Origin of the sequence: Bacillus sp. FH, assembly GCF_052216825.1 — a bacterium.
Classification (GTDB): Bacteria; Bacillota; Bacilli; order Bacillales; family Bacillaceae_G; genus Bacillus_A; species Bacillus_A paranthracis.
Genome location: NZ_JBQOUU010000005.1, coordinates 173,874 through 198,393, shown reverse-complemented (window position 1 = coordinate 198,393; position 24,520 = coordinate 173,874). Strand labels below are relative to the sequence as shown.

Here is a 24,520-nt window from a genome sequence, read left to right as displayed (position 1 = left end):
TTTTTTCCTCATTTATCATGGATTTAGAAATAATTTGAGGTGCCAATCGTTACATAACCTTTTTTATTTTTTGCGGAACTTCTTTCGTTTGCAAATTAACATCTTCTTTTCGTAGCTCTTTAAAGAGTGAAGTAACCATAAGGACGACTACGATAGAAAATGGTAGTGCTGCGATGATCGCTGCAATTTGCAGTGCATTTAATCCTCCAGCTTGTAATAAAATAGCTGCAATAATCGCGATTGTTAATCCCCATATAAGTTTTAAACTATTTTTTGGTGATAAGCTTCCGTTACTCGTTTGCATAGAAACGACAAATGTTGCCGAGTCAGCAGAAGTAACGAAAAATGTGGCTACTAAAATTAACCCGATAATTGTTAAAAATGTAGAGAACGGTAGATGTGAAATAACAGCAAATAATCCAATCTCTGTACCATTTTTTGCGATTTCATCAGCTATACCAAGCGATTGGAACATTTCCATATGGATAGCGGTACCGCCAAATACTGCAAACCAAAATGTGCAGATGAGAGTTGGGACTAATACAACTCCAAAAATAAATTCTTTTATTGTGCGTCCTTTAGAAATACGGGCGATGAATGTACCGACGAATGGGGACCAAGAGATCCACCATCCCCAATAGAAAATAGTCCAGTTTTCTATCCAAGAAGAAGATTTTTCATTAAATGCTCCTAAATTTAATCCCATACTAGGTAAAGCTCCAATATAAGAACCGAGTGTAGATGTGAAATATTTCATAATAAATACAGTTGGTCCTAAAAGTAAGAAGGAGACGAGTAATATACCTGCAAGAGAGAAATTTAAGTTACTCAAATATTTAATCCCACGATCTAAGCCTGTTTGTGCACTTGTTAAATATAAAACAGCGAAGATAGCGATAAGTACGAGCTGTGTAAGTAAAGTGTTATGAATAGAAGGGAATAAATAGCTTAATCCTCCAGCAATTTGTTGAGCACCAATCCCAACAGAGGGCACAATACCAAATACTGTGGCTAAAACAGCTAAAATATCGACTGTTTTTCCGATAGGAGAATTTTTCGATCGATTAAATAATGGAGTAACTGTAGCCCCAATTGTGCTACCTTTTTGTTTGCGGAATGTGAAATATGCAATTGTTAAAGCAACCATTGCGTATAGTGACCATGGAAAGAGACCCCAGTGGAAAAATGAATATTGCATAGCGAGCTTGGCGCTTTCCTCTGTACCTGCTTTTCCTGTTAGTGGATCTGTAAAGTGTGAAATCGGTTCAGCGATTCCATAAAAGAGGAGTCCAATTCCCATTCCTGCCCCAAATAACATGGATAGCCAAGATGGATAACTATACTTTGGTTTTTCTCCATCTTTACCAAGACGAATAGAACCGTACTTAGAAAATGCTAAATAAGCGGCTAAAATAATCATTGCAGTCATAAGTAGAGAGTAAAACCATCCAAATTTATTGAGGATAAATGAGTTTAAAGAAGATGTAACGCTTTGTAAATCATAGCCTTGTATCCAACTTGCTGGGGTAATTCCCCATATGATGAATAATGTTGTTAGCAAGATGGAGATATAGAATACACTGTTTTCTTTTTTTATCATAGAATCCCACCCTTGTTTAATAAAGTTAACAATTATATTAATCATAACAATTGAAAGGGTAATTGTCAAAAAATTCGATTTTTAACATGTGTAAAAGGACTGTTTAATCGCTAAAGATTCATAACTATTGGCGGCTAGATAGTGGGGAGATTGTTCACGATATGTACAAAATGTAAGAAGAAATAATATGAAATATTGCATTTTATATTGTTGCATCTAGATTTTATGTTAAATTCTTGGATGGAATATTAAAATAGGGGGCAAAGATATGAACAAGAAATCAAAGATCAATAAAGTGATGCTTAGCATTAGTACAATGGCTCTATCGCTGGGGCAATTCAAACTCATGCATCAGCAGAAGAAAAGGTGCCATATAATGTATTGCATTCGAAACCAGTAGGAATTGAAAAGCCAGTAGATGAGATTGGACACGTTTCTAAAGCGGAGGAAACATTATCGTTTCAAGAACGGTTAAAAGTAGGAGACTTTTCACAACGACCAGCATCTATTCCGAACAAAGCGGCAGTAAAGCAAGTTAAAGAAAGCTATTCAATGGCTGATTTAAACAAAATGAATGATCAAGAATTAGTCGAAACGTTAGGTAGTATTAAGTGGCACCAAATTACAGACTTATTCCAGTTTAATGAAGATGCAAAAGCTTTTTATAAAGATAAAGGGAAAATGCAAGTCGTTATAGATGAATTAGCTCATCGGGGTAGTACATTTACGAAAGATGATTCAAAAGGAATTCAAACGTTTACGGAAGTGCTACGTTCAGCTTTTTATCTGGCATTTTATAATAACGAATTAAGTGAATTAAATGAAAGAAGTTTCCAGGACAAATGTTTACCTGCTTTAAAATCTATCGCAAAAAATCCAAACTTTAAGCTTGGTACAGCTGAACAAGATACAGTCGTATCTGCATACGGAAAATTGATTAGTAACGCTTCAAGTGATGTTGAAACGGTTCAATACGCAGCTAATATTTTAAAACAATATAATGATAATCTTCATACGTATGTAGACGATCGTATGAAAGGACAAGCTGTATACGATATTATGCAAGGGATTGACTATGATATACAGTCTTACTTAATTGAGGCTCGTAAAGAAGCGAATGAAACGATGTGGTATGGAAAAGTAGATGGGTTTATTAATGAAATAAATCGTATTGCTCTTCTAAATGAAGTAACACCAGAAAATAAGTGGCTCGTTAATAATGGAATTTACTTTGCTAGTCGTTTAGGGAAGTTTCATAGCAATCCAAATAAAGGATTAGAAGTTGTGACACAGGCAATGCATATGTATCCACGTTTAAGTGAGCCGTATTTTGTCGCAGTAGAACAAATTACAACAAATTATAACGGAAAAGATTATAGCGGGAATACAGTAGATTTAGAGAAAATACGTAAAGAAGGAAAAGAGCAGTACTTACCAAAAACGTATACATTTGATGATGGATCTATCGTATTTAAAACAGGAGATAAAGTATCGGAAGAAAAAATTAAGAGACTATACTGGGCTGCAAAGGAAGTAAAAGCGCAGTATCATCGTGTAATTGGGAATGATAAAGCGTTAGAGCCGGGCAATGCAGATGATATATTAACGATCGTAATTTATAACAGTCCAGAAGAGTACCAATTAAATAGACAACTGTATGGATATGAAACGAACAACGGTGGAATTTATATTGAAGAAACAGGAACATTCTTTACATATGAACGCACGCCAGAACAAAGTATTTATAGTTTAGAAGAATTATTCCGCCATGAGTTTACCCATTATCTTCAAGGGAGATATGAAGTGCCAGGTTTATTCGGAAGAGGAGATATGTATCAAAATGAAAGGTTAACTTGGTTCCAAGAAGGAAATGCAGAGTTTTTCGCAGGGTCTACTCGAACAAATAATGTAGTACCGAGAAAGAGCATCATTAGTGGATTATCATCTGATCCTGCAAGTCGTTATACAGCAGAGCGTACATTATTTGCTAAATACGGTTCTTGGGATTTCTATAATTACTCGTTCGCATTGCAGTCTTACTTATATACGCATCAGTTTGAAACATTTGATAAAATTCAAGATTTGATTCGTGCGAATGACGTAAAAAATTATGATGCATATCGTGAAAATCTAAGTAAAGATCCTAAGTTAAATAAAGAGTATCAAGAGTATATGCAGCAGCTAATCGATAATCAAGATAAATATAATGTACCGGCAGTAGCAGATGATTATTTAGCTGAACATGCCCCAAAATCATTAACAGCAGTAGAGAAAGAAATGACTGAAACGTTGCCGATGAAAGATGCAAAAATGACAAAACATAGCTCCCAATTCTTTAATACATTTACATTAGAAGGTACGTATACAGGTAGTGTAACAAAAGGTGAGTCAGAAGATTGGAACGCAATGAGTAAGAAAGTAAATGAAGCTTTGGAACAACTTGCGCAAAAAGAATGGAGTGGCTACAAAACTGTTACAGCATATTTCGTCAATTATCGTGTAAATAGCTCAAATGAATTTGAATATGATGTAGTCTTCCACGGTATCGCAAAAGATGACGGAGAAAATAAAGCTCCAACGGTTAATATAAATGGCCCTTATAATGGACTTGTAAAAGAAGGTATTCAATTTAAAAGCGATGGCTCAAAAGATGAAGATGGAAAAATCGTTTCTTATTTATGGGACTTTGGAGACGGAAGCACAAGTGCAGAAATAAATCCAGTACATGTATATGAAAGAGAAGGTTCATATAAAGTAGCGTTAATAGTAAAAGATGATAAAGGGAAAGAGAGTAGAAGCGAAACAACGGTTACGGTTAAAGATGGAAGTTTAACAGAATCAGAACCAAATAATCGCCCGAAGGAAGCAAATCGCATTGGACTAAACACTACGATAAAAGGTAGCCTTATCGGCGGGGATCACACTGATGTTTATACATTTAATGTAGCATCAGCGAAAAATATTGATATTTCCGTTTTAAATGAGTATGGAATCGGGATGACATGGGTACTTCACCATGAATCAGATATGCAAAATTATGCTGCTTACGGTCAAGCAAATGGCAATCATATAGAGGCAAACTTTAATGCAAAACCAGGTAAATATTACTTGTATGTATATAAATATGATAATGGCGATGGAACATACGAATTATCAGTAAAATAAGTGCTTTTCCAATGTATGTTTAACTTTACTTTTTGTGGAAAATAGTATATTATATAGATATATAATATATCGGTTATTTTCTAGGAGGAGCCTGTCACAATAGGCTTCTCCTGTTCTTTTTTAGAGGCCTGTACTGCAGGCTTTTCTTTAAAGAATAAATAACTGAAAATTAAGAACAATAATCTTTGAAAGAGGTGGGGCATACACATAACAAAAAAGGGATTGTTTAAGAGAGGGGGATAAGAAATGGTTTTGTTTGGTTATCCACTTGAGACAATTTATTTATACGGATTTATTATTGCTACTATACTCACTGTGATTTATATCTTTTTTGGGGATATATTTGAATCCATATTTAGTTTTGGAGGCGGATCTGTATCCGTTGTTACTTTATTACTTAGTTTTTTCGCTATGTTATGTGGACTTAGTTATATAGGAGAATATTTATTTTCCTTTAATAGTATTCTTATTTTCGTGGCTGCATTTGCTATATCCTTTATTGGTGTATTCATAATGAAAATATTAATTTTAAAACCGATTGCAGAAGCAGAACAAAATACTGTGCAACGTATGGATGAATTCATTGGTTGCAAGGGAGAAGTCATTACGACAATTCCTACAGAAGGATTTGGTGAAGTATTAATATCCTCCCAATTTGGAAGTAATGCAATTCCAGCTAAAACAATTGGGAAAAAAGATATTTCACAAGGAACTGAGGTTATTATTGAGGGAGTCCAAGATGGTGTCTTGCTTGTACAAAACATCGCTTATTCTTTAAAAAAACCAAAATTATAAGGGGGAATTCACATGACGATTCCATTAATTATTGGTGGAGTTTTACTCGCAATTTTAATTCTACTCATTTTAGTATTCATTACGAAGTATCGAACAGTTGGACCAGATGAAGCGTTAATTGTTACAGGGAACTGGCTTGGTGGTGGGAAAAATGTAGTTACCACTGATGATGGAAAGAAGATTAAGATTATTCGCGGTGGCGGTACATTCGTAGTGCCAATCATGCAAAGAGCAGAACCTTTAAGCTTACTAAACTACAAGTTAGAAGTGGGCACACGCGATACGTATACGAAACAAGGTGTTCCAGTTACAGTAAATGGTGTTTCTATTATTAAAGTAGGTTCTACAATTGAAGAAGTATCGACAGCAGCTGAGCAATATTTAGGAAAAGAAACAGAAGAGTTAAAAGTAGAAGCGAAAGAAGTTTTAGAAGGTCATTTACGTGCGATTTTATCTTCTATGACAGTAGAAGATGCGTATAGTAATAGAGAGCAATTTGCTCAAAAAGTGCATGAAGTAGCTTCTACAGATTTAAAGAAAATGGGTCTTCGTATCGTTTCCTTTACAATTAAAGAAATTATGGATAAGAACGGTTACTTAGATGCACTTGGTCAGCCGCAAATTGCGACGGTTAAGCGTGATGCAACAATTGCAAATGCAGAGCGTGAAAAGGAAGCGCGTATTGAAAAAGCTCGTGCTGAGAAAGAAGCGAAAGAGGCTGAATACCAACGTGATGCCCAAATCGCTGAAGCTGAAAAACATAAAGAATTAAAAGTACAATCTTATAAGAGAGAGCAAGAACAAGCTCGTGCAGATGCAGATCTTTCTTACGAATTACAACAGGCGAAAGCACAACAAGGTGTTACAGAAGAGCAAATGCGCGTTAAAATCATTGAGCGTGAGAAACAAATTGAATTAGAAGAAAAAGAGATTGCGCGTCGTGAAAAGCAATACGATGCAGAAGTAAAGAAAAAAGCAGATGCAGATCGTTATGCTGTTGAGCAATCAGCGGAAGCAGAAAAAGTAAAACAAATGAAAAAGGCAGATGCGGATCAATATAAGATTGAAGCTGAAGCGAGAGCGCGTGCGGAAGAAGTACGTGTGGAAGGTTTAGCGAAGGCGGAAATCGAAAAAGCGCAAGGTCAAGCGAAAGCGGAAGTACAAAAAGCACAAGGTACGGCGGAAGCCGATGTTATTAGGTTAAAAGGTTTAGCAGAAGCAGAAGCGAAACAAAAAATTGCAGAGGCATTTGAGTTATATGGCCAAGCGGCAATTATGGATATGGTACTTAAAATGCTTCCAAGTTATGCGAAGGAAGTTGCAAGCCCACTTAGTAACATTGATAAAATTACAGTTGTCGATACAGGCGGCGGTGGTAAAAATAGCGGCGCCGGAAAAGTTGCAGGTTATGCGACTGATTTAATGGCAACGATGCAAGAAACATTAAAAGCTTCTTCTGGCATTGATTTAAAAGAGTTATTAGAAGGATTTGCTGGAAAAGGAGCAGTACAACAATTATCAAACGATAAACCTGTTGTATCAGTAGTAGAAGATGAGAAAAAAGAAGTAGAAAAAGATAAAGAATAGTATAGTGGGTGGAACCTCTAGTAAGTAAGATACTAGAGGTTCTTCTGTGAATTGTTCGAATAATTTACATTTTAATATATTGTTTTAATTATTTAATTTATATAGAATGAAAAAGGTATGTATTAATTCTTTAATAGAAAAAGAGATAAAGAGTTGATACGTTTTAATCGTATAATTTATATAAAAAAATTAAATGTAAAACAATTACATTTAAAACGGTATGGAGGGGTAGAGATATGTTTCAAGGGAAATTAAGAAGAAGTAGTTTAAAAGCAAAGTTACTTGTGTCATTTGTTATTGTTTTGATTCTTCCAAGTATTGTAATTGGTTGGACGTCTTATCAGCAAGCAAAGACAAATTTTAATGAAACAATTTTACAATCAGCGGAAGATAACGTAAAGATTTTAAATAATGTTATTAATAAAGAGATAGACAGTAAAAAGGTAGACGCAGTATATTTTACAAAGTTATTTAGTGGAGTAAGTTACGGAACTGATCAGCTTCAAAATGTGCAAAATAAATTAGAAGAATATAATAAATTACATCCAGAAATAGAAGCAATTTATACGGGGGCTAGTACGGGACAATTTATTCAATCACCGTCTATTCAAATGCCAGATGGGTATAATCCTACCGAAAGAGATTGGTATAAAGAAGCAGCGAAAAAAAGCGGAGAAGTGGTTATCACAGCCCCATATAAGTCAAGTACAACAGGGAATATTGTTATTACAATAGCAAAACAAAATGAGGATAAGAGCGGTGTTCTCGGTATTGATTTAATTATTAATGATATTGTAAATACTTCAAAAATGGTCAATATCGGCAAAAAAGGATATGTAGCAATCTTCGACCAATCTAAACATGTAATAGCACATCCGACGATGAAACCGGGTGACAAAATAGAAGAAAAACTTGAGAAGGAATTGTACAAACAGGAAACAGGTGATTTTAAATTCAAACTCGATGGTGATGATCGCAATATTACCTTTATAACAAATAAGCAGACTGGATGGAAAATAGCAGGAATTATGCCTTCAAAAGAAATTATTGAAGCAGCTAATCCTATTTTCTATAAAACGCTAACTGTTATTGGTATTTCATTAATAATTGGTGGGATTTTAATTTACTTCATAATTGCTTCTATCATTAGTCCGTTAAAACAACTTGTTATATCATCGAAAAAGATTAGTGAAGGCGATTTAACAGAAACAATTACAGTTCATTCTAAAGATGAAATTGGACAGCTAGGAGAAAGTTTTAATGAGATGGCGGCATCATTACATCAGGTCATTTCCAATATAAATACTTCAGCAAGTCACGTGGCGGCATCTTCAGAAGAATTAACAGCTAGTATGAAGCAGACAAGTGAAGCGACGGAACAAATTACACAAGCAATAGAGCAAGTGTCGAGCGGGGCTGAAATACAAACGAAAGAAGTTGAAGAAGGCGCAACATTATTAGAAGAAGTTACAGAAGGAATTCAGCGTGTTGCAGATAGTTCTTCATTAGTATCCACAGCATCTATGTATACGAAGAAAAAGGCTGAAGATGGTGGGAAGTTAGTTGAACAAACTGTGAATCAAATGCAATTAATCCATGAGTCTGTTTCACAATCAGATAAAGTTATTGTTTTGTTAGATGATAAATCAAAACAAATTGGAGCAATTCTTGAGGTGATTCAACACATTGCAGAGCAGACTAATTTATTAGCGTTAAATGCGGCAATTGAGGCTGCAAGAGCTGGAGAGCAAGGAAGAGGATTTGCAATTGTAGCAGATGAAGTACGAAAATTAGCTGAGCAATCAGGACAGTCTTCTACGGAAATTGGAAAACTAGTGAAAGAAATCCAATTTGATATCAAGGAAACGGTAAGTTCTATGAAGCTAGTTGGGACAGAAGTACAATCAGGGCTTGTAGTTGCAAATGAAACGAAGCAAAGCTTTGCTGAAATACTGAAATCTACGGATGATACAGTTGTACAAATTGATAACATGGTAGAAGTAGCGAAGCAAATGACAGTAGATGCAAAACAAGTTAGTGCATCAATTAATGAAATTGCAGCTACGATTGAAGAAAATGCAGCAAGCGTTCAAAATATTGCTGGTTCTTCAGAAGAACAATTAGCTTCAGTAGATGAAATCAATGCAGCAGCAGTTCATTTATCGCAAATGGCAGAAGAATTACAAGAGATGATTGGTAAGTTTAAAGTGTAATAATGATTGTTAAGAAACGGGGTAATAATTTTACTTCGTTTCTTTTTTATGAAGAGAAAAAGAAAGAAATATAGAGTAACCGTGTTATGATTAAGTATAATTAAAGAGACTGTATATTCTTTAAATTCTATCTTTAATCATGTTAGGGGAATGGTTTTGAAATTTAAAAAATTAAAACTCCAACCGAGAATCACATTAACTATTAGTACACTTATTCTTGTTGTACTTATGCTAACGAGTTATTTATTTTATTACATATTATCTGAAACGGTAGAAGAGCAAATTGGCAAAAGAGCTTTGCATGTTGCGAAAACAGTTGCTGCTATACCAGAAATCAAGGAAGCTTTTCAAACAGAAAATCCAGCTTCTATTATTCAACCGATTGCGGAAAAAATTCGAATTGATACAGATGCTGATTTTATTGTAGTTGGAAATAAAGAAGGGATTCGTTATGCACATCCTAGGAAAGATAAAATAGGAGAAGCAATGGTTGGCGGAGATAACAAAGGAGTTTTATTAGAAGGGAAATCTTACGTTTCGAAAGCAACTGGATCATTAGGCCCTTCATTACGCGGAAAAGTTCCAATCCATAATCAGGAAAATGAAATCATTGGTGTGGTATCTGTTGGATTTTCAATGGATGATATTCATGGAGCGGTAGAAGTGTATGGAAAGCGTGTGTTTTGGATTACAATAATAGGTCTATTAATTGGAGTAATAGGCTCTATATATTTAGCTGGCAGTATAAAAAGAATGATGTTTGGGATGGAGCCAGAAGAAATTTCATCTTTATATGAAGAGCATAGTACAGTGATTCAATCTGTACGTGAGGGGATTATTGTCATTGATCAACATGGCATGATTAGTTTAGTTAATCAAGCAGCCTATGATATTCTTTCGCTAGATGAACAACGAAATATTATTGGAGAATTTATTTTAGATATAATTCCTAATTCAACGATATTAGATGTACTTCAAACTGGTGAAGAACAGTTTGACCGCCAATTAAATATAAAAGGGCAGGCTGTTATTGCGAACCGTCTACCTATTAAAGTAAAGAATAAAGTAACTGGCGTTGTATCGAGCTTACGTTTGAAATCTGAAATGGATCAGTTAACAGCAGAATTATCTCAGACGAAGCAATATACAGAGGCATTACGAGCGCAAACGCATGAATATAACAATTTGTTGTATACGCTTTCGGGTCTTATCCAGCTAGAATTATATGAAGATGCTTTGGAGCTTATTCATAAGGAAACAGCGGTATATCAAGATTTTGTTCAATTTATTATGAAACGAATTCAAAATCCATGGTTAGGTGGGATTTTAATTGGATTCTATAATAGAGCAAGAGAGTTGAAGATTGATTTTATGCTAGATAGAGAGAGTAGCTTAGACAAATTAAGCCCGCATATTGAGAGTAATTATGTCGTTTCTATTTTAGGAAATTTAATTACGAATGCATTTGAAGCGATTGAAAGAAATGAAGAACATGATAAGAAAGTAAGAATGTTTGTAACTGATATCGGAGAAGAAATAGTCATTGAAGTGGAAGACTCAGGACAAGGGATTCATGATGAGGTCATTACTAGCATATTCTATAAAGGCTTCTCGACGAAAGAAGGCGAGAAGCGAGGATATGGATTAGCAAAGGTGAAAGAGTTAGTAGAAGATTTAAATGGAAGTATCGCAATCGAAAAAGGGGATTTAGGTGGTGCATTGTTTATTATTGCATTACCAAAAGAGAGAGGCGAATTGTAATGGGTGAGGAGATTGAAGTATTGATTGTAGAAGATGATATTCGAATTGCAGACATTCATCGTCGTTTTACTGAAAAGATTGAGGGATTTAAAGTAATTGGAACAGCGACGACTGGGGAACAAGCGAAAGAATGGCTAGATCTTGTGAAGCCACAGCTCGTTTTATTAGACGTGTACTTACCTGATATGCAAGGAACGGAACTTGTCACATATATTAGACATAATTTACATGATACAGATATTATTATGATTACAGCTGCATCGGAAACAGATGTAGTGAGGCACGCCCTGCGGGGTGGAGTAACAGATTATATCGTAAAGCCACTTATGTTTGATCGATTTAAAGCAAGTTTGGAAAATTACCAAAAAAAGCTTGTGCAGTTAAAGAAAAATAACCAATTATCTATCGAACAAATAGAACATCTATGGTCTCAAAGAGGCGTAAAGGGAAATGAAATAGAATATGCCCCGAAAGGTATAGACCCCTTAACTTTAGCAAAAATAAAAAAGCATATGTTAACAGTGAATGAAGAAGGTATTACTGCGGAAGTGCTAAGCTCAATGGTCGGAGTAAGCAGATCGACAGCGAGGCGTTATTTAGAATATTTAATATCAGGAAAGAAAGTTCATGCGGAGCTTATATATGGGAGTGTTGGGAGACCGGAGAGAAGATATTTTCTTGTTTCTTCATAAAAAATAGTAGATTTTTAATTATCTAACTGTCTTACTTAGGATTTTGGTGTACACTGAGATCTTTCCATCTAAATCTAAAAGTGGATTAGCAGTTAAAAGTCTATATTTTAATCTAAATTGGAAATATTTATTATTATTATATTTGATATAATAATAATAATAAAAAGGGTGGAATTATATTGAAATTTAATCCGAGACTCAGATGTATTGATTCATTTGGTATTGAGCAAGTAACAAGGGCCTTTTATGATGGACACGATTATCTAGAAAGAAACCCGAATCAATCTATTTTAGAAGCAAAAAAAATGCTAGAAAGCACAATAAAATATATTTACCAATCAATTAATGGAGATGCTGAGGAAATAAAGAATTTTTCTCTTAATAAACAAATTAACACTGTGTTACGCACATTATATACCAATGATGAACAAAAGTTAGATTCAATAACAAAAATGATTAGTTCTTTTTCAACTTTTTCACTAGGACTTTCAGAATTAAGAAATGCCAGTGGAACTGGACATGGAAATGCTCCAGGACTAGACGTTCCATTTGAAAAATACGAGGCACTATATATAATGAGATCGAGTGAAGATATATGTATTTTTTTATTGGATAAGTTGGAATCATTAAATCTATCAAGTCAATATAATATTTTATATTCTAAATTTATACATACAAATGAATTTGAAATGATTGAAAACCAGATATATGTTAATCAACAAAGAAATATTACTTATATATTGGCTGATGGAATAATAACACAGGTTGAAATTGAATTTTCAAAAATGCCATTAGACATTTATATGGACTCAGAATTAATAAATGACCATATATTTGATTATATGGAAAAAGATTCGATTCAAGAGGCGAAAAAAAGTGAGAACAATTATATATACAAATCAGAAAAAAAAGGTTTTATGTATTATGTTACATATTATTTTGCTGAAAAAAATAAAGTGAAAAAAATAATCATATCTAGACATCCATAAAAAACATATGGAATTTAGTTGCATACCCGTAAATTTAAGGTTTTTATAGAATCTAAAAAAGGAAAATGTATATGTTCGCATGAACATATACATTTTCCTTTTTAGGGTTAGTTGCATTTTTTAATTGATGAGACAAGAGGGATCTTAAGATGATCTCTAAACGGAATGTATACGTGTTCTCTTATATCGGAATAACCCCAATTAAAATTCCAGTAATCAACATGACCATTGTCGTTCCAACCGCCCACAATAAAGTAAAACGTTGATGTTCACCAAAATCAACCTTTGCCATCCCAACTAATAAATAAGTGGATGCAACAAGGGGGCTTAATAAGTGAACAGGTTGTCCCAGTAAGGAAGCGCGTCCCATTTCAGCTGCACTAATTCCATAAGTAGCAGCAGCTTTTGTCAAAATAGGTAATACTCCGAAGTAAAATGCATCATTGGACATGAAAAATGTGAATGGCATACTAAGAAGAGCTGTAATAATTGGTAGTTGTGGGCCAAGAGCGTCTGGTATAAGAGTTACTACACTTTTAGCCATTGCATCTACCATTTTTGTTCCTGATAAAATTCCAGTGAAAATCCCAGCGGCAAATACGAGAGAAACAACTGCTAATACGTTTCCTGCGTGAGAAGCAATACGCTCTTTCTGTTGATCTAAGTTCGGATAGTTAATCATAACAGCAATAGCGAAAGCGATTGTAAATAAAACAGGTAATGGCATAACTTCTAGTATAAGACAGACAAGTAAGGTAGCAGTTAATAAAAAGTTAATCCATAGAAGTTTAGGGCGCTTATGAACAGCAACTTCTACTGTTGCAGCTTGCTCATCTGTTGTTTGCATTTGTTTTAAATATTGTATATCCATAATTCCTAAACGTTTTCTTTCTTTTTTTCCAAGATAGTAAGCAACGAAAACTACCCAAAGTGCACCAGCAATCATTCCTGGTATAAGTGGTGTAAAGAGCTCTGATGCGTCTAGTCCAAGTGCACTCATAACACGAGCTGTCGGTCCACCCCACGGTGTAAGATTTGTCACGCCTGCACCTAACATAACAACCCCAGCTAATATAAGTGGATTCATTCCAAGGCGTTTATATAGTGGGTACATTGCGGAAACAGTAATCATATACGTTGTCGTTCCATCCCCATCTAATGAAACGATAATTGTAAGAATCGCTGTACCAACAACAATTTTTAAAGGATCTCCTTTTACAAATTTCAAAATCCTACTAATGACAGGATCAAATAAACCGCTATCAATCATAATTCCAAAATATAAAATAGCAAACATAAGCATAATACCAGTAGGTGCTAGTTTTTGAATGCCCTCTAACATCATAGGTCCCATGTTTGCATAAAATCCTCCAATTAATGCGAACGTAATTGGAATTAATATTAATGCTACTAGTGCTGACATACGTTTTGTCATAATTAAAAACATAAAGACAAATACCATTGCAAATCCAAGTAGTGCTAACATGTAATCTCCCCCTCAAAAATGATTGCGCTTTCAAAATAAAATAAAAATTCAGAAAAAGGTTTTTTGTTTATCATAAAAGCATCTATTTGAATGGTAAATAATTTGAAAAATAACATCATTAGAAGCATAATTTTTATTTTGGTCATTTTGTTCACGGGAGTTAATTTGAATTTTTAAAAAGTAAGCTGCTCTCCATAAGAATGGTAGAATAAGATGACAATATTGAAGTGTGAAATAGGGAGTAGATTTTATATGAAAACAAGAATGGAAGAGATTTGTAGTTCTTATGAAGGAAAAGTAGAAGAGATTTTTGTTAATGAATCTTCTTACGTATATGAGTGGGAAAAATTAATGATGATCCGAAAAAATAACGGTGAACTTGAAAAGGTTGCAGTCGGCATCAGTGGAAATATAAGATTAGTAAATGTAGTTGTTGGGCAGCAAATTCATACAGATACATTATTAATTAAAATAGAAGATGATTTAGTAATTACAGGTTGTGAATGATGAGAGGTGTGTAGAGAGGACTACACATCTTTTTTGTTCCATATATTACAAAAGACACATCATTTTTTCACAAATCGCACACAAGTTTTTGATATGCTCCTTGTAGAAGATACGGTTAGGGAGGAAATACAATGAGAACAAAGTATGTGATGCTTGCTATATGCTTATTCTTTGTCTTTACAATTGTAGGATGTGGTAAGAAACAAGCAGAGGCTGTGGCAATTGATGAGAAGCATGATAAGTGTGATATTTGCCAAATTGGGGTAATGGATAATCAATTTGCAACAGAAATCATTTTAGAAAATGGAAAAGCATTAAAGTTTGATGATATCGGTTGTATGTATAAATGGATGGAGATTAATCCAGGTGAAAAGACGAAAGAAAAATTTGTTCGAGATTATGATTCGAAAGATTGGGTTTCGTTAGAAGACGCTACTTATGTATATGATAAAACAATTACAACACCAATGGCTTATAATGTCATTTCATTTAAAAACAAAAAAGATGCAAAGAGCTTTGTATCTAACTATAAGGGGAAAGTTCTCTCGTATAAAGAGCTAGCAGAGCATAAATGGGAAATGAATAAAGAAATGATGGGGAACACGAAAAAGGGAAATCACGGTGGGCATCATTAATACTAGAAAAAGACAACTGCATAGTTGTCTTTTTCTAGTATTATTCAGGTGCAAATATAGAAAAGGTGTAAAATTTTTAGAAGAACGGTTACAATGGAATGTAGTGACCTAAAGCAACCATGTATGTACTTTTTAGAAATGTATACAAATGCGGTGAAAACGTGCTAAACTAATTGCTTCATAATGCTAATGATGAGGCCATCAGGCGTATCATTCCAATAGGTTGAGAAACATCATATAAGTTTAAGATAATCCAATTAAAGAAGGAATATAAAGTGCTTATGGATAAATGTACTCAAGAAGAGTTATTGTATGTGATGGAGGAATGGTTAAGAAAACATTATCTTTCATAGGAGCTGTAGTTGTGAGAAAACAAAAAATTTTATTATGTATGTTATTAGGACTTTTAATGACGGTAGTGGCTTGCGATAAGCAAGAAGAGCCAGAATCGAAACCGGTTCATGTGAAAAACGAAAAGAAACAAGAGAAGCATAAAGAACAGGAAGAATCTAAAGAAGAAAAAAGTATAAATTTAATGGACAAACAGTTGCTACTTTCTGCCACTCTTGGAGATACAGAAACAGCTATGAAGTTGATTCAAGATGGAGCGAATATAAATGTAGAAGGTGACAACGGAGAAACACCTGTCCTTGCAGCAACGTACCAAAATCATGTAGAGACAGTGAAAGCATTAATTGGTGCAGGTGCTAATATTGAAATTAAAGATGAGAAACAAAGTAATCCACTTCTTTATGCGAGTAGAGAAGGATATACGGATATTGTAAAAGTATTAATTAATGCAGGAGTTAATACGAAAGAAACGACTAAGTCAGGTGGAACAGCACTTATTTCTGCATCTGAGCGTGGCCATGTAGAGGTCGTAAAAGAATTGTTAGAGCATACAGATATTGATGTCAATTATAAAAATGCTCGTGGTGGAACAGCTTTAGTAGAAGCAATTGTATTAGGAAATGGTAGTGAAAATCACAAGAAAGTAATTCAAATGCTTATTGACCACGGGGCAGATGTAAATATGGCCAATAAGGAAAATATTACGCCACTGCAATATGCTGAAAAAAGAGGTTTTAAAGATATTGCAAATATGTTGAGGGTAGCTGGAGCGAATGAAGTAGTACAGCCACAACCGCAACCGGTAGAATAACAAGTATGAAATAATCCCATTTAGATAGACAGAATGAAGAAGTCATTGAGTATGATGGATTCAGTAATGTGTATGTAAATGGGATTTTTGTTTTGGGCATGAAAAATAGATTATGAATGGTATATGGAGTAACTAAGGAGAATATAAATGAGGCTCTCAGAACTTGATTTAATAGCAATTCAGGTAGAGGTTTTATTTGTTCATAATCAAGTAGGAAAAATGAAATATGTAAATGAACAAGGAAATCCGAAAGCACCACGCTGTTTTCTTGGCAGAACTCGTGAAGGGAGTATAACGAGATATCATTGTGATCTGGATGATGAAACGGTAGGTAAGATTGAGAAATTAATTCGAGAACCTTCAAATCATATAGAGATAGCAAAGATTATCCATGTATTAAATGAAGAAAGAACAGTAAAAAATATTTGGATGGGCCCTGCTTTCATGTTCTCTAATAATTTACATAAGCCAACTAGAACAATACAGATAACAGAGAAGAATAAAGAGCTTTTGCGAGAAAATTTTCCTAATCTAATAGAACAGATGGAGTGGAGGCAACCTTACTTTGCAATTGTAAAAAATGAAAAGGTAGTTTCTATATGTTGCAGTGCTAGGAGTACACCTGTAGCTGCTGAGGCGAGTGTGGAAACTTTAGCGGAGAATGGGTATGGTACTGATGTTGTTACAGCCTGGGCGATATCAATACAAGAAGAAAACCGCATTTCACTTTATAGTACTTCTTGGGATAATTATGCCTCACAAGAAGTTGCGAGAAAACTAAAATTGATTAACTATGGAATGAATTTGCATATTACTTGAATTTTAAAGATAGTTGTTTGCTGTTGGGGTTATTCGTATATCTAGATTAATGTTAAGAAAATATGGTGAATATTAACATTCGATTAACAGCTAATTAACAATCTATCAAAACTGACTTAATAAATGCATACTATAGTAAAGGTAACAAAATAACTAGGGTAGAGAATATTTGAGAACACCCGCTTACATATAACGTGCCACTTTCTTAGGTGTGCTCTATTCCCTAGAGTTCAAATAAGGAGAAAGGTGTTCTATGTAAGTAGGTGTTTTTAGTTTGGATAAAAACAGAAAAGCTAGGTGGAATGAATGTTTAAAGAACCTTATATTGCGATGATAAAGGATTGGAAAGGATACAACACATACAAAAAATTACCGAAAACAGTTTTTCTTATGACGGGTTCAATGCTGGAGTTACCAGAGTGTGTATATGAATTACAGAAACATGGACATGATGTCTTTCTTCATTGTGATTTTATACAAGGTTTAAATACGAATACAGAGGAAGCACTTTTGTATATTCAAGACGTTATCGGAGCACAAGGTATTATTTCAACAAAAGGATCTACAATTCGAAATGCCAATAAAATTGGATTAAAAACGATCCAACGTATTTTTATTGTCGATAATTTATCTCTTACAAAATCAATTGAAAATTGTAAAACGACTAAACCGAATGCAGTAGAGATTATGCCTGGTATTATGCCTTCCATTATTAAGCAGTTAGCAGAGGAAATAGAATTTCCTATCATTGCAGGCGGACTGATTCAAACACGAGAAGATGCGGAAATTGCTATTCGTGCAGGCGCAAGTGCAATTTCAACGAGTCATTATGAAGTATGGATACAAGAAGAAAAAAGGAGTGCAACTTTGTGATTGAATTGAAAAATGTTTCAAAGGTATATAAAAATGCAGAAGAGACAGCGGTCAAGGGGGTATCGGTTCACATTAAAAAGGGTGAGTTTTTTGTTTTAGTTGGGCCTTCAGGATGTGGGAAAAGCACATTATTACGAATGATCGCTGGCCTAGAAGAAATTTCTTCGGGGGATTTAATTATTAATGAACGTGTTGCAAATGATTTAGAGCCGAAAGATCGTAATCTATCAATGGTATTTCAAAATTATGCACTATACCCACACTTATCTGTAGAAGAAAATATTTTATTTGGACTTAAGGTAAGGAAAGTACAAAAAGAAGAGCGGCAAAAGAGATTAATGGAAGCTATTGAAATGGTAGGGCTGAAAGAGTATGTGAAAATGAAACCAGGTCAATTATCAGGTGGACAAAGACAGCGTGTTGCGCTTGCTAGAGCGATTGTGAGCCAAGCACCGATTTGTTTAATGGATGAACCACTTTCGAATTTAGACGCGAAATTACGTGCGCAAATGAGAATTGAAATTAGAGAAATTCAGCAGCGTTTAGGAATTACAATGATTTACGTTACTCATGATCAAATAGAGGCGATGACTATGGGAGATCGCATCATGGTTTTAAATAAAGGAAGCATACAGCAAGTTGGAACACCGCTTGACATCTATAACGAACCAGCAAATGAATTTGTTGCAAGTTTTATAGGGTCTCCTTCGATGAATATAAATGATGGAGAAGTAAACAAAGAAAAAGGTGTATTACATATAGGGCAATTGCAAATTCCGTTATCTATTGGACAGTTAAAGCAATTACCAGAAGGAATAATTCGCATAGGCATGCGTCCTGAGCATATTGCCCTGTCTGAGGAAGGACAAGAAGTTACGCTACAATCTGTAGAAGTATTAGGCAACGAATCTATATTAAACTTCGCAATAAATGGAACAACTTGGAGTGCAAAAGTCATTGGACAGCTAATCCTGAACAAAGGTGACAAAGTAAAATTATTATTCTCACAAGATAAGTTATGCTTCTTTCATCAAAATACGAATGAACGATTAAAAGTGGTAGCTGAAGAAGAGTTGAAAGTGGTGGCGAAATAATGATTGAAGTAGGCAAGTTACCAGCCCAAGCAAAGGTGGCAAAAAAGAAGAATTTATGGAGTAGAACGAAAGATTTAAGAATAGGATTATTATTTTTAGCGCCATCTATTTTATTGTTCTCGATTTTTCTTTTTTATCCATTATTTAGGACGATTTACTATAGCTTTTATTTAACAGATATACACGGAGAAGCTAATCTTTTCGTTGGCTTAGAAAATTATCAATACTTATTTTCTGATCCTGCTTTCTACAAAAGCATAAAGTCAACTTTATTATTTGTTGTATATACAGTGCCTACGAGTATTATACTCGCTTTATTTCTTGCATTGATTGCAAACGGAAAGGTAAGAGGTATTGGGTTATTTCGAGTTCTGTTTTCTTCGACAATGGGAATATCAGTAGCTGCTAGTGCAGTGATTTGGTTATTTTTATTTCATCCAAGTGTCGGGTTATTCAATAATATATTAGTTTCTATGAATCTTCCTGCAATTGCATGGTTAACGAGTCCGGACTGGGCACTATTCTCTGTATCAGTTACAACGGTTTGGGTGAATACAGGATTTGCATTTTTAGTTATATTAGGTGGTTTACAAAATATTGATACGTCTTTATATGAGAGTGCATCTATAGATGGTGCTAGCTATTTATATAAGCTTCGTCGTGTTACATTACCGATGCTATCACCAACTTTATTCTTTATCGTGACAGTAACGTTAATTAGTGCGTTCCAAAGCTTTGGACAGATTGATATTTTAACGCACGGTGGACCAAATGATGCAACAAATTTAATTGTATATTCGATTTATAAAGAGGCATTTGTGAATCATCAATTTGGGACAGCAAGTGCACAAGCGATGGTACTATTTGTTTTCATTTTCATTGCTACATTACTTCAATTTAAGTTTGCTGAGAGAAAGGTGCATTATAAATGATCGTTAAACAGTGGAAACAAAATTTCCTGCTATACATGCTGCTCATAATTAGTGCAGTAATGGTATTTTTTCCTGTGCTGTATGCGTTTTTAATAAGCTTTATGACACCAGACGATATTCAAATGAGAAGGATATTTCCAACTCAATTTACTTTTGATAATTTCATTAATATTTTTAAAAAAGTACCACTTTTTACATATTTATATAACAGCTTAGTTGTATCGACAGTTGTTATGATTGGACAACTTATCGTGTCAAGCTTAGCGGCGTATGCTTTTGTCTTTCTTCAGTTTAAGGGAAGAAATCTTATTTTTTTCCTGTTTATTTCAACGATGCTTATTCCGTGGGAAGCGACGATGGTACCTAACTTTTTAACGATTCAAAACTTTGGCTGGATCAATAGTTTCGCTGGGATGACAGTGCCGTTTTTTGCAACAGCTTTCGGTATTTTCTTGTTACGCCAACATTTTATGACACTTCCGAATGAACTGAAAGAAGCTGCTTTTATTGAAGGGATTGGAAATGTAAGATTTTTGTTCAGCGTTGTAATTCCGTATTGTAAAACGAGTTTTATTACGCTTGGCGTATATAGTTTTTTAACAACATGGAATATGTACTTATGGCCACTTTTAGTGACCACTGATGAAAAGGTAAGAACAGTTCAAATTGGTGTGAAGCAGCTTCAATCTCAAGAAGTTGCAACTGATTGGGGAAGCGTAATGGCTGGCGTTACGGTTATCGTTATACCAACATTGATTCTATTATTTTTAGGACAAAAGCAATTACAACAAGGATTAACAAAAGGTGCAATTAAATAACTAAGAGAAGGTGAGATTAAAATGAGTCTAGTTAAAAAAGGTGCTGCTCTATTAATGGTAGCAACAATGGCATTATCTAGTGCTGCTTGTTCAAATAGTAAAACAGAAGGAAAACCTGAAGCACAGGCGAAAGTAGCACCAGTTGAAAAAAATGGTGATAAAACTGTAATTCGTTTTTGGCACGCGATGGGTGGAAAAACACAAGGGGTATTAGAGGGACTTGTTGCGGACTATAATAAGTCACAAAATAAATACGAGATAAAGCCAGAGTTCCAAGGGACATATGAAGAGTCTTTAACGAAATTTAAAACGATGTCTGCTACGAAAGAAGCGCCAGCTCTTGTTCAGTCGAGTGAAATTACAACAAAATATATGATTGATAGTAAAAAGATTACGCCAATTGATAGTTGGATAAAAAAAGATAAGTATGATACTTCAAAGTTGGAAAAAGCAATTACAAATTATTATTCAGTTGATGGAAAAATGTATTCTATGCCATTTAATTCATCTACACCAGTATTAATTTATAATAAAGATGCTTTCGCAAAGGCGGGCTTAGATCCAGAGAAAGCTCCAAAAACATATGCGGAATTGCAAGAAGCAGCGAAAAAGTTAACGATTAAAGAAGGCGGAAATGTAAAACAATATGGATTTTCAATGCTGAATTATGGTTGGTTCTTTGAAGAATTGTTAGCGACACAAGGCGCTTTATATGTAGATAATGAAAATGGTCGTAAAGATGCTGCAAAGAAAGCTGTATTTAACGGTAAAGAAGGACAGAAAGTATTTGGGATGCTAGATGAGTTAAATAAAGCTGGTGCACTAGGAAAGTATGGAGCAAGTTGGGATGATATTCGTGCCGCGTTCCAGTCTGGACAAGTTGCTATGTATTTAGATTCTTCAGCTGGTGTTCGCGACTTAATTGATGCATCTAAGTTTAATGTAGGCGTGTCATATATTCCATATCCAGAGGATTCGAAACAAAATGGTGTTGTTATTGGAGGAGCATCATTATGGATGACGAATATGGTTTCAGAAGAAACACAACAAGGTGCTTGGGACTTTATGAAATATTTAACGAAGTCAGACGTACAAGCAAAATGGCATACTGCAACAGGTTATTTCTCTATTAATCCAGATGCATATAATGAACCATTAGTAAAAGAGCAATATGAAAAATATCCACAGTTAAAAGTAACAGTAGATCAATTGCAAGCGACGAAACAATCTCCAGCAACACAAGGTGCTTTAATTAGTGTATTCCCAGAATCACGAGATGCAGTTGTAAAAGCATTAGAAGCAATGTATGACGGAAAGAATAGTAAAGAAGCGTTAGATGAAGCTGCCAAAGCGACAGATAGAGCAATTAGCATTTCAGCTCGTACGAGTCAAAAATAAGAGAAAGCCGTATCCGAAAAAGGATACGGCTTTCTTTAGGAGATAAGGGATCAAAAAAATGAAGAAGTCTTATCTCTTTTATATGAGTAAAGGGTCTAGAATGAATCTTGTCCTTTTCATTATTTGTTTAACTCCATTGCAACTTGTTTACCATTTACGAAAACCTCTGCCACTGCTACTAAAACTTCCATCACTTTTTTCATTTCTCATCTCTCCTTGTTTTTTGTTCCATTTCTTACTTTTAGTATAAGGAAATATAGCAATCGCAACTATCGAATTGGATGACAAGAGACTTACATTGTTGTAAGGATAATCGTTGTATCTGTAATAAATACGGTTTTAAATTGCAATTCTGAAGTTTCTGTTGTTTTGAACTATAATTAGAAAAAGGGGTGATAATATGAAAAGAATTCTTGTTATTAGTGATATTCATGGAGAAATAAAAAAGTTCGAACAGTTATTAGAAGAAGCTCAATACGATGCAAAAAAGGATCAACTAATTTTATTAGGGGATTATGTAGATCGTGGTCCAAATGCACGTGCAGTAATTGAAAGGGTAAAAGAGTTAAAAGAAGATGGAGCCCTCGTTCTAAAGGGAAATCATGAAGATATGATGATTAAGGCGTTAACGACTGATGAGGAACGTTCATGGAACCATTGGGTAAAAAGGAATGGTGGAGATAAGACATTATATAGCTATGGATTTGTAGAAGAAGATATTGTAGTTAATGAGGAAGACTTCCAAAAACCAATTTTACAATCGCATGTTTTAGAAGATCATGTAAAGTTTATTCAAGAATTAGATCATTACATTGAAACAGAAGAGTACATATTTGTACATGCTGGTGTTGAGCCTATGAAACGAGTTTCTGAATGTGAACCATATACGTTAATGTGGATCCGTAATGAGTTTCATAATGGATATAGTGGCGAAAAGGTTGTTGTATTTGGCCATACGGAAACAAAAACGCTTCACGGTAGTGAGAATTGTGGCGTGTATTTTGGTAGTAATCGAATTATTGGAATTGATGGCGGGGCTGTGTATGGTGGTCAGCTAAATTGTTTGGAATTGCCAAGTAAAAAGGTATATGTAGTAAAAAATTGAAAGAGATAAGGGAAATCTTATTTCTTTCAATTTTTTATTAAGCTAAATTTAAGAAAGAGTCTTTATAATTAATCTTTAAAATTCTGTATCAAGAAAAAGTGTAGAAAGAACGAATTAAAAATGAAGTTACAAAATATAATGATATTCTTTTGTTAGGAAAAGCAGGAATGTGATTATAAATAGAATCGAACGATATGGTGGAAGGTGAGAATATGCGCTTACTCGTAGTAGAAGATAATGCTTCGTTATTAGAGTCTATCGTACAAATTTTGCGTGATGAATTTGAAGTAGATACAGCATTGAATGGAGAAGAGGGGTTATTTCTAGCGTTACAAAATATATATGATGCAATTTTGCTTGATGTGATGATGCCAGAGATGGATGGTTTTGAAGTAATTCAAAGAATACGTGATGAAAAGATTGAAACACCAGTCCTGTTTTTAACAGCGAGAGATTCTTTAGAAGATCGGGTGAAGGGATTGGACTTTGGTGGAGATGACTATATCGTTAAGCCATTTCAGGCCCCTGAATTAAAAGCGAGAATTCGTGCTTTACTACGCAGAAGTGGTAGTTTAACAACAAAGCAGACTATTCGATATAAAGGAATTGAACTGTTCGGAAAAGATAAAGATGTTCAAGTAGATGGACAAAGTATGAAGCTAACATTAAAACAATATGAGCTTCTAGAGTACCTTGTTCAAAATAGCGGAAAGATTTTAATGAGGGAACAAATTTTTGATCGTGTTTGGGGATTTGATTCAGATACGACAGTGGCAATTGTAGAAGTGTATGTACATCATTTACGTAAAAAATTAGAGCCATTCGGTTATCAGAAAGATATTCAAACCGTTCGAGGTATTGGATATATATTAAAAGAACAATGAAAAAG

Annotated in this window: 19 protein-coding genes and 2 pseudogenes; 19 read left to right on the top strand and 2 right to left on the bottom strand. The window is 34.4% G+C overall.

Annotated features, from left to right (window positions below; all coding sequences use genetic code 11):
• Positions 1-49: 49 nt before the first annotated feature.
• Positions 50-1,600, bottom strand: coding sequence for a glycine betaine transporter OpuD (gene opuD / locus ACTT1L_RS15035; protein WP_000591587.1), 1,551 nt, complete (start codon positions 1,598-1,600; stop codon positions 50-52).
• Between the two features lie 268 nt (positions 1,601-1,868).
• On the opposite strand from opuD, the pseudogene colA reads away from it, so the two are divergent.
• From colA to ACTT1L_RS14995, 8 genes and pseudogenes are all read left to right on the top strand, one after another.
• A pseudogene (gene colA, locus ACTT1L_RS15030) lies at positions 1,869-4,765 on the top strand (collagenase ColA).
• A gap of 246 nt (positions 4,766-5,011) precedes the next feature.
• Entirely contained in the window at positions 5,012-5,560 is a 549-nt protein-coding gene (locus ACTT1L_RS15025) for an NfeD family protein (RefSeq protein WP_000242441.1), read from the top strand.
• 12 nt (positions 5,561-5,572) lie between these two features.
• Positions 5,573-7,147 (top strand): flotillin family protein, encoded by a 1,575-nt coding sequence (locus ACTT1L_RS15020; protein ID WP_000155027.1) that lies wholly within the window; start codon positions 5,573-5,575, stop codon positions 7,145-7,147.
• A gap of 236 nt (positions 7,148-7,383) precedes the next feature.
• Positions 7,384-8,421, top strand: a pseudogene (locus ACTT1L_RS15015) (HAMP domain-containing protein); the annotation flags it as partial.
• Positions 8,413-9,360 (top strand): methyl-accepting chemotaxis protein, encoded by a 948-nt coding sequence (locus ACTT1L_RS15010; protein ID WP_373418647.1) that lies wholly within the window; start codon positions 8,413-8,415, stop codon positions 9,358-9,360. The pseudogene ACTT1L_RS15015 and the gene ACTT1L_RS15010, both read left to right, overlap by 9 nt.
• 150 nt (positions 9,361-9,510) lie before the next feature.
• The gene (locus ACTT1L_RS15005; protein WP_076873823.1) at positions 9,511-11,121 is read left to right on the top strand and encodes an ATP-binding protein; all 1,611 of its coding nucleotides are present in this window, start codon (positions 9,511-9,513) and stop codon (positions 11,119-11,121) included.
• Positions 11,121-11,813, top strand: coding sequence for a response regulator (locus tag ACTT1L_RS15000; RefSeq protein WP_242276278.1), 693 nt, complete (start codon positions 11,121-11,123; stop codon positions 11,811-11,813). The genes ACTT1L_RS15005 and ACTT1L_RS15000 overlap by 1 nt, the downstream gene beginning before the upstream one ends.
• A gap of 179 nt (positions 11,814-11,992) precedes the next feature.
• Complete coding sequence (locus tag ACTT1L_RS14995) at positions 11,993-12,802, top strand: abortive infection family protein (RefSeq protein ID WP_442821984.1); 810 nt, start codon at positions 11,993-11,995, stop codon at positions 12,800-12,802.
• A gap of 181 nt (positions 12,803-12,983) precedes the next feature.
• On the opposite strand, the gene ACTT1L_RS14990 is transcribed toward ACTT1L_RS14995, so the two are convergent.
• Positions 12,984-14,288 carry a CitMHS family transporter gene (locus tag ACTT1L_RS14990; RefSeq protein WP_250670150.1) on the bottom strand — a complete coding sequence of 435 codons (1,305 nt, stop codon included), beginning with the start codon at positions 14,286-14,288 and terminating at the stop codon, positions 12,984-12,986.
• Positions 14,289-14,540: 252 nt separating this feature from the next.
• Here ACTT1L_RS14990 and ACTT1L_RS14985 point away from each other — a divergent pair, with 252 nt between their 5' ends.
• From ACTT1L_RS14985 to ACTT1L_RS14935, 11 genes are all read left to right on the top strand, one after another.
• Entirely contained in the window at positions 14,541-14,795 is a 255-nt protein-coding gene (locus ACTT1L_RS14985) for a hypothetical protein (protein WP_000857644.1), read from the top strand.
• Positions 14,796-14,926: 131 nt separating this feature from the next.
• Entirely contained in the window at positions 14,927-15,430 is a 504-nt protein-coding gene (locus tag ACTT1L_RS14980) for a nitrous oxide reductase accessory protein NosL (protein ID WP_001259405.1), read from the top strand.
• 289 nt (positions 15,431-15,719) lie between these two features.
• Positions 15,720-16,592 (top strand): ankyrin repeat domain-containing protein, encoded by an 873-nt coding sequence (locus ACTT1L_RS14975; protein ID WP_002163759.1) that lies wholly within the window; start codon positions 15,720-15,722, stop codon positions 16,590-16,592.
• Between the two features lie 147 nt (positions 16,593-16,739).
• Positions 16,740-17,411, top strand: coding sequence for a hypothetical protein (locus ACTT1L_RS14970; protein WP_001239731.1), 672 nt, complete (start codon positions 16,740-16,742; stop codon positions 17,409-17,411).
• A 306-nt stretch (positions 17,412-17,717) separates the two neighbouring features.
• On the top strand, positions 17,718-18,284 hold the full coding sequence (locus ACTT1L_RS14965) for a glycerol-3-phosphate responsive antiterminator (RefSeq protein ID WP_071742065.1): 567 nt from the start codon (positions 17,718-17,720) through the stop codon (positions 18,282-18,284).
• Complete coding sequence (locus ACTT1L_RS14960; protein ID WP_000571386.1) at positions 18,281-19,378, top strand: ABC transporter ATP-binding protein; 1,098 nt, start codon at positions 18,281-18,283, stop codon at positions 19,376-19,378. The genes ACTT1L_RS14965 and ACTT1L_RS14960 overlap by 4 nt, the downstream gene beginning before the upstream one ends.
• Positions 19,378-20,310 carry a carbohydrate ABC transporter permease gene (locus tag ACTT1L_RS14955; RefSeq protein ID WP_442821983.1) on the top strand — a complete coding sequence of 311 codons (933 nt, stop codon included), beginning with the start codon at positions 19,378-19,380 and terminating at the stop codon, positions 20,308-20,310. The genes ACTT1L_RS14960 and ACTT1L_RS14955 overlap by 1 nt, the downstream gene beginning before the upstream one ends.
• Positions 20,307-21,128 carry a carbohydrate ABC transporter permease gene (locus ACTT1L_RS14950; RefSeq protein ID WP_442821982.1) on the top strand — a complete coding sequence of 274 codons (822 nt, stop codon included), beginning with the start codon at positions 20,307-20,309 and terminating at the stop codon, positions 21,126-21,128. The genes ACTT1L_RS14955 and ACTT1L_RS14950 overlap by 4 nt, the downstream gene beginning before the upstream one ends.
• A gap of 21 nt (positions 21,129-21,149) precedes the next feature.
• On the top strand, positions 21,150-22,526 hold the full coding sequence (locus ACTT1L_RS14945; RefSeq protein ID WP_071742064.1) for an ABC transporter substrate-binding protein: 1,377 nt from the start codon (positions 21,150-21,152) through the stop codon (positions 22,524-22,526).
• A 400-nt stretch (positions 22,527-22,926) separates the two neighbouring features.
• Positions 22,927-23,631: a metallophosphoesterase family protein gene (locus ACTT1L_RS14940; protein WP_000821992.1), complete on the top strand. Its 705-nt coding sequence runs from the start codon at positions 22,927-22,929 to the stop codon at positions 23,629-23,631.
• Between the two features lie 212 nt (positions 23,632-23,843).
• The gene (locus tag ACTT1L_RS14935; protein ID WP_001238633.1) at positions 23,844-24,515 is read left to right on the top strand and encodes a response regulator transcription factor; all 672 of its coding nucleotides are present in this window, start codon (positions 23,844-23,846) and stop codon (positions 24,513-24,515) included.
• Positions 24,516-24,520: the final 5 nt, after the last annotated feature.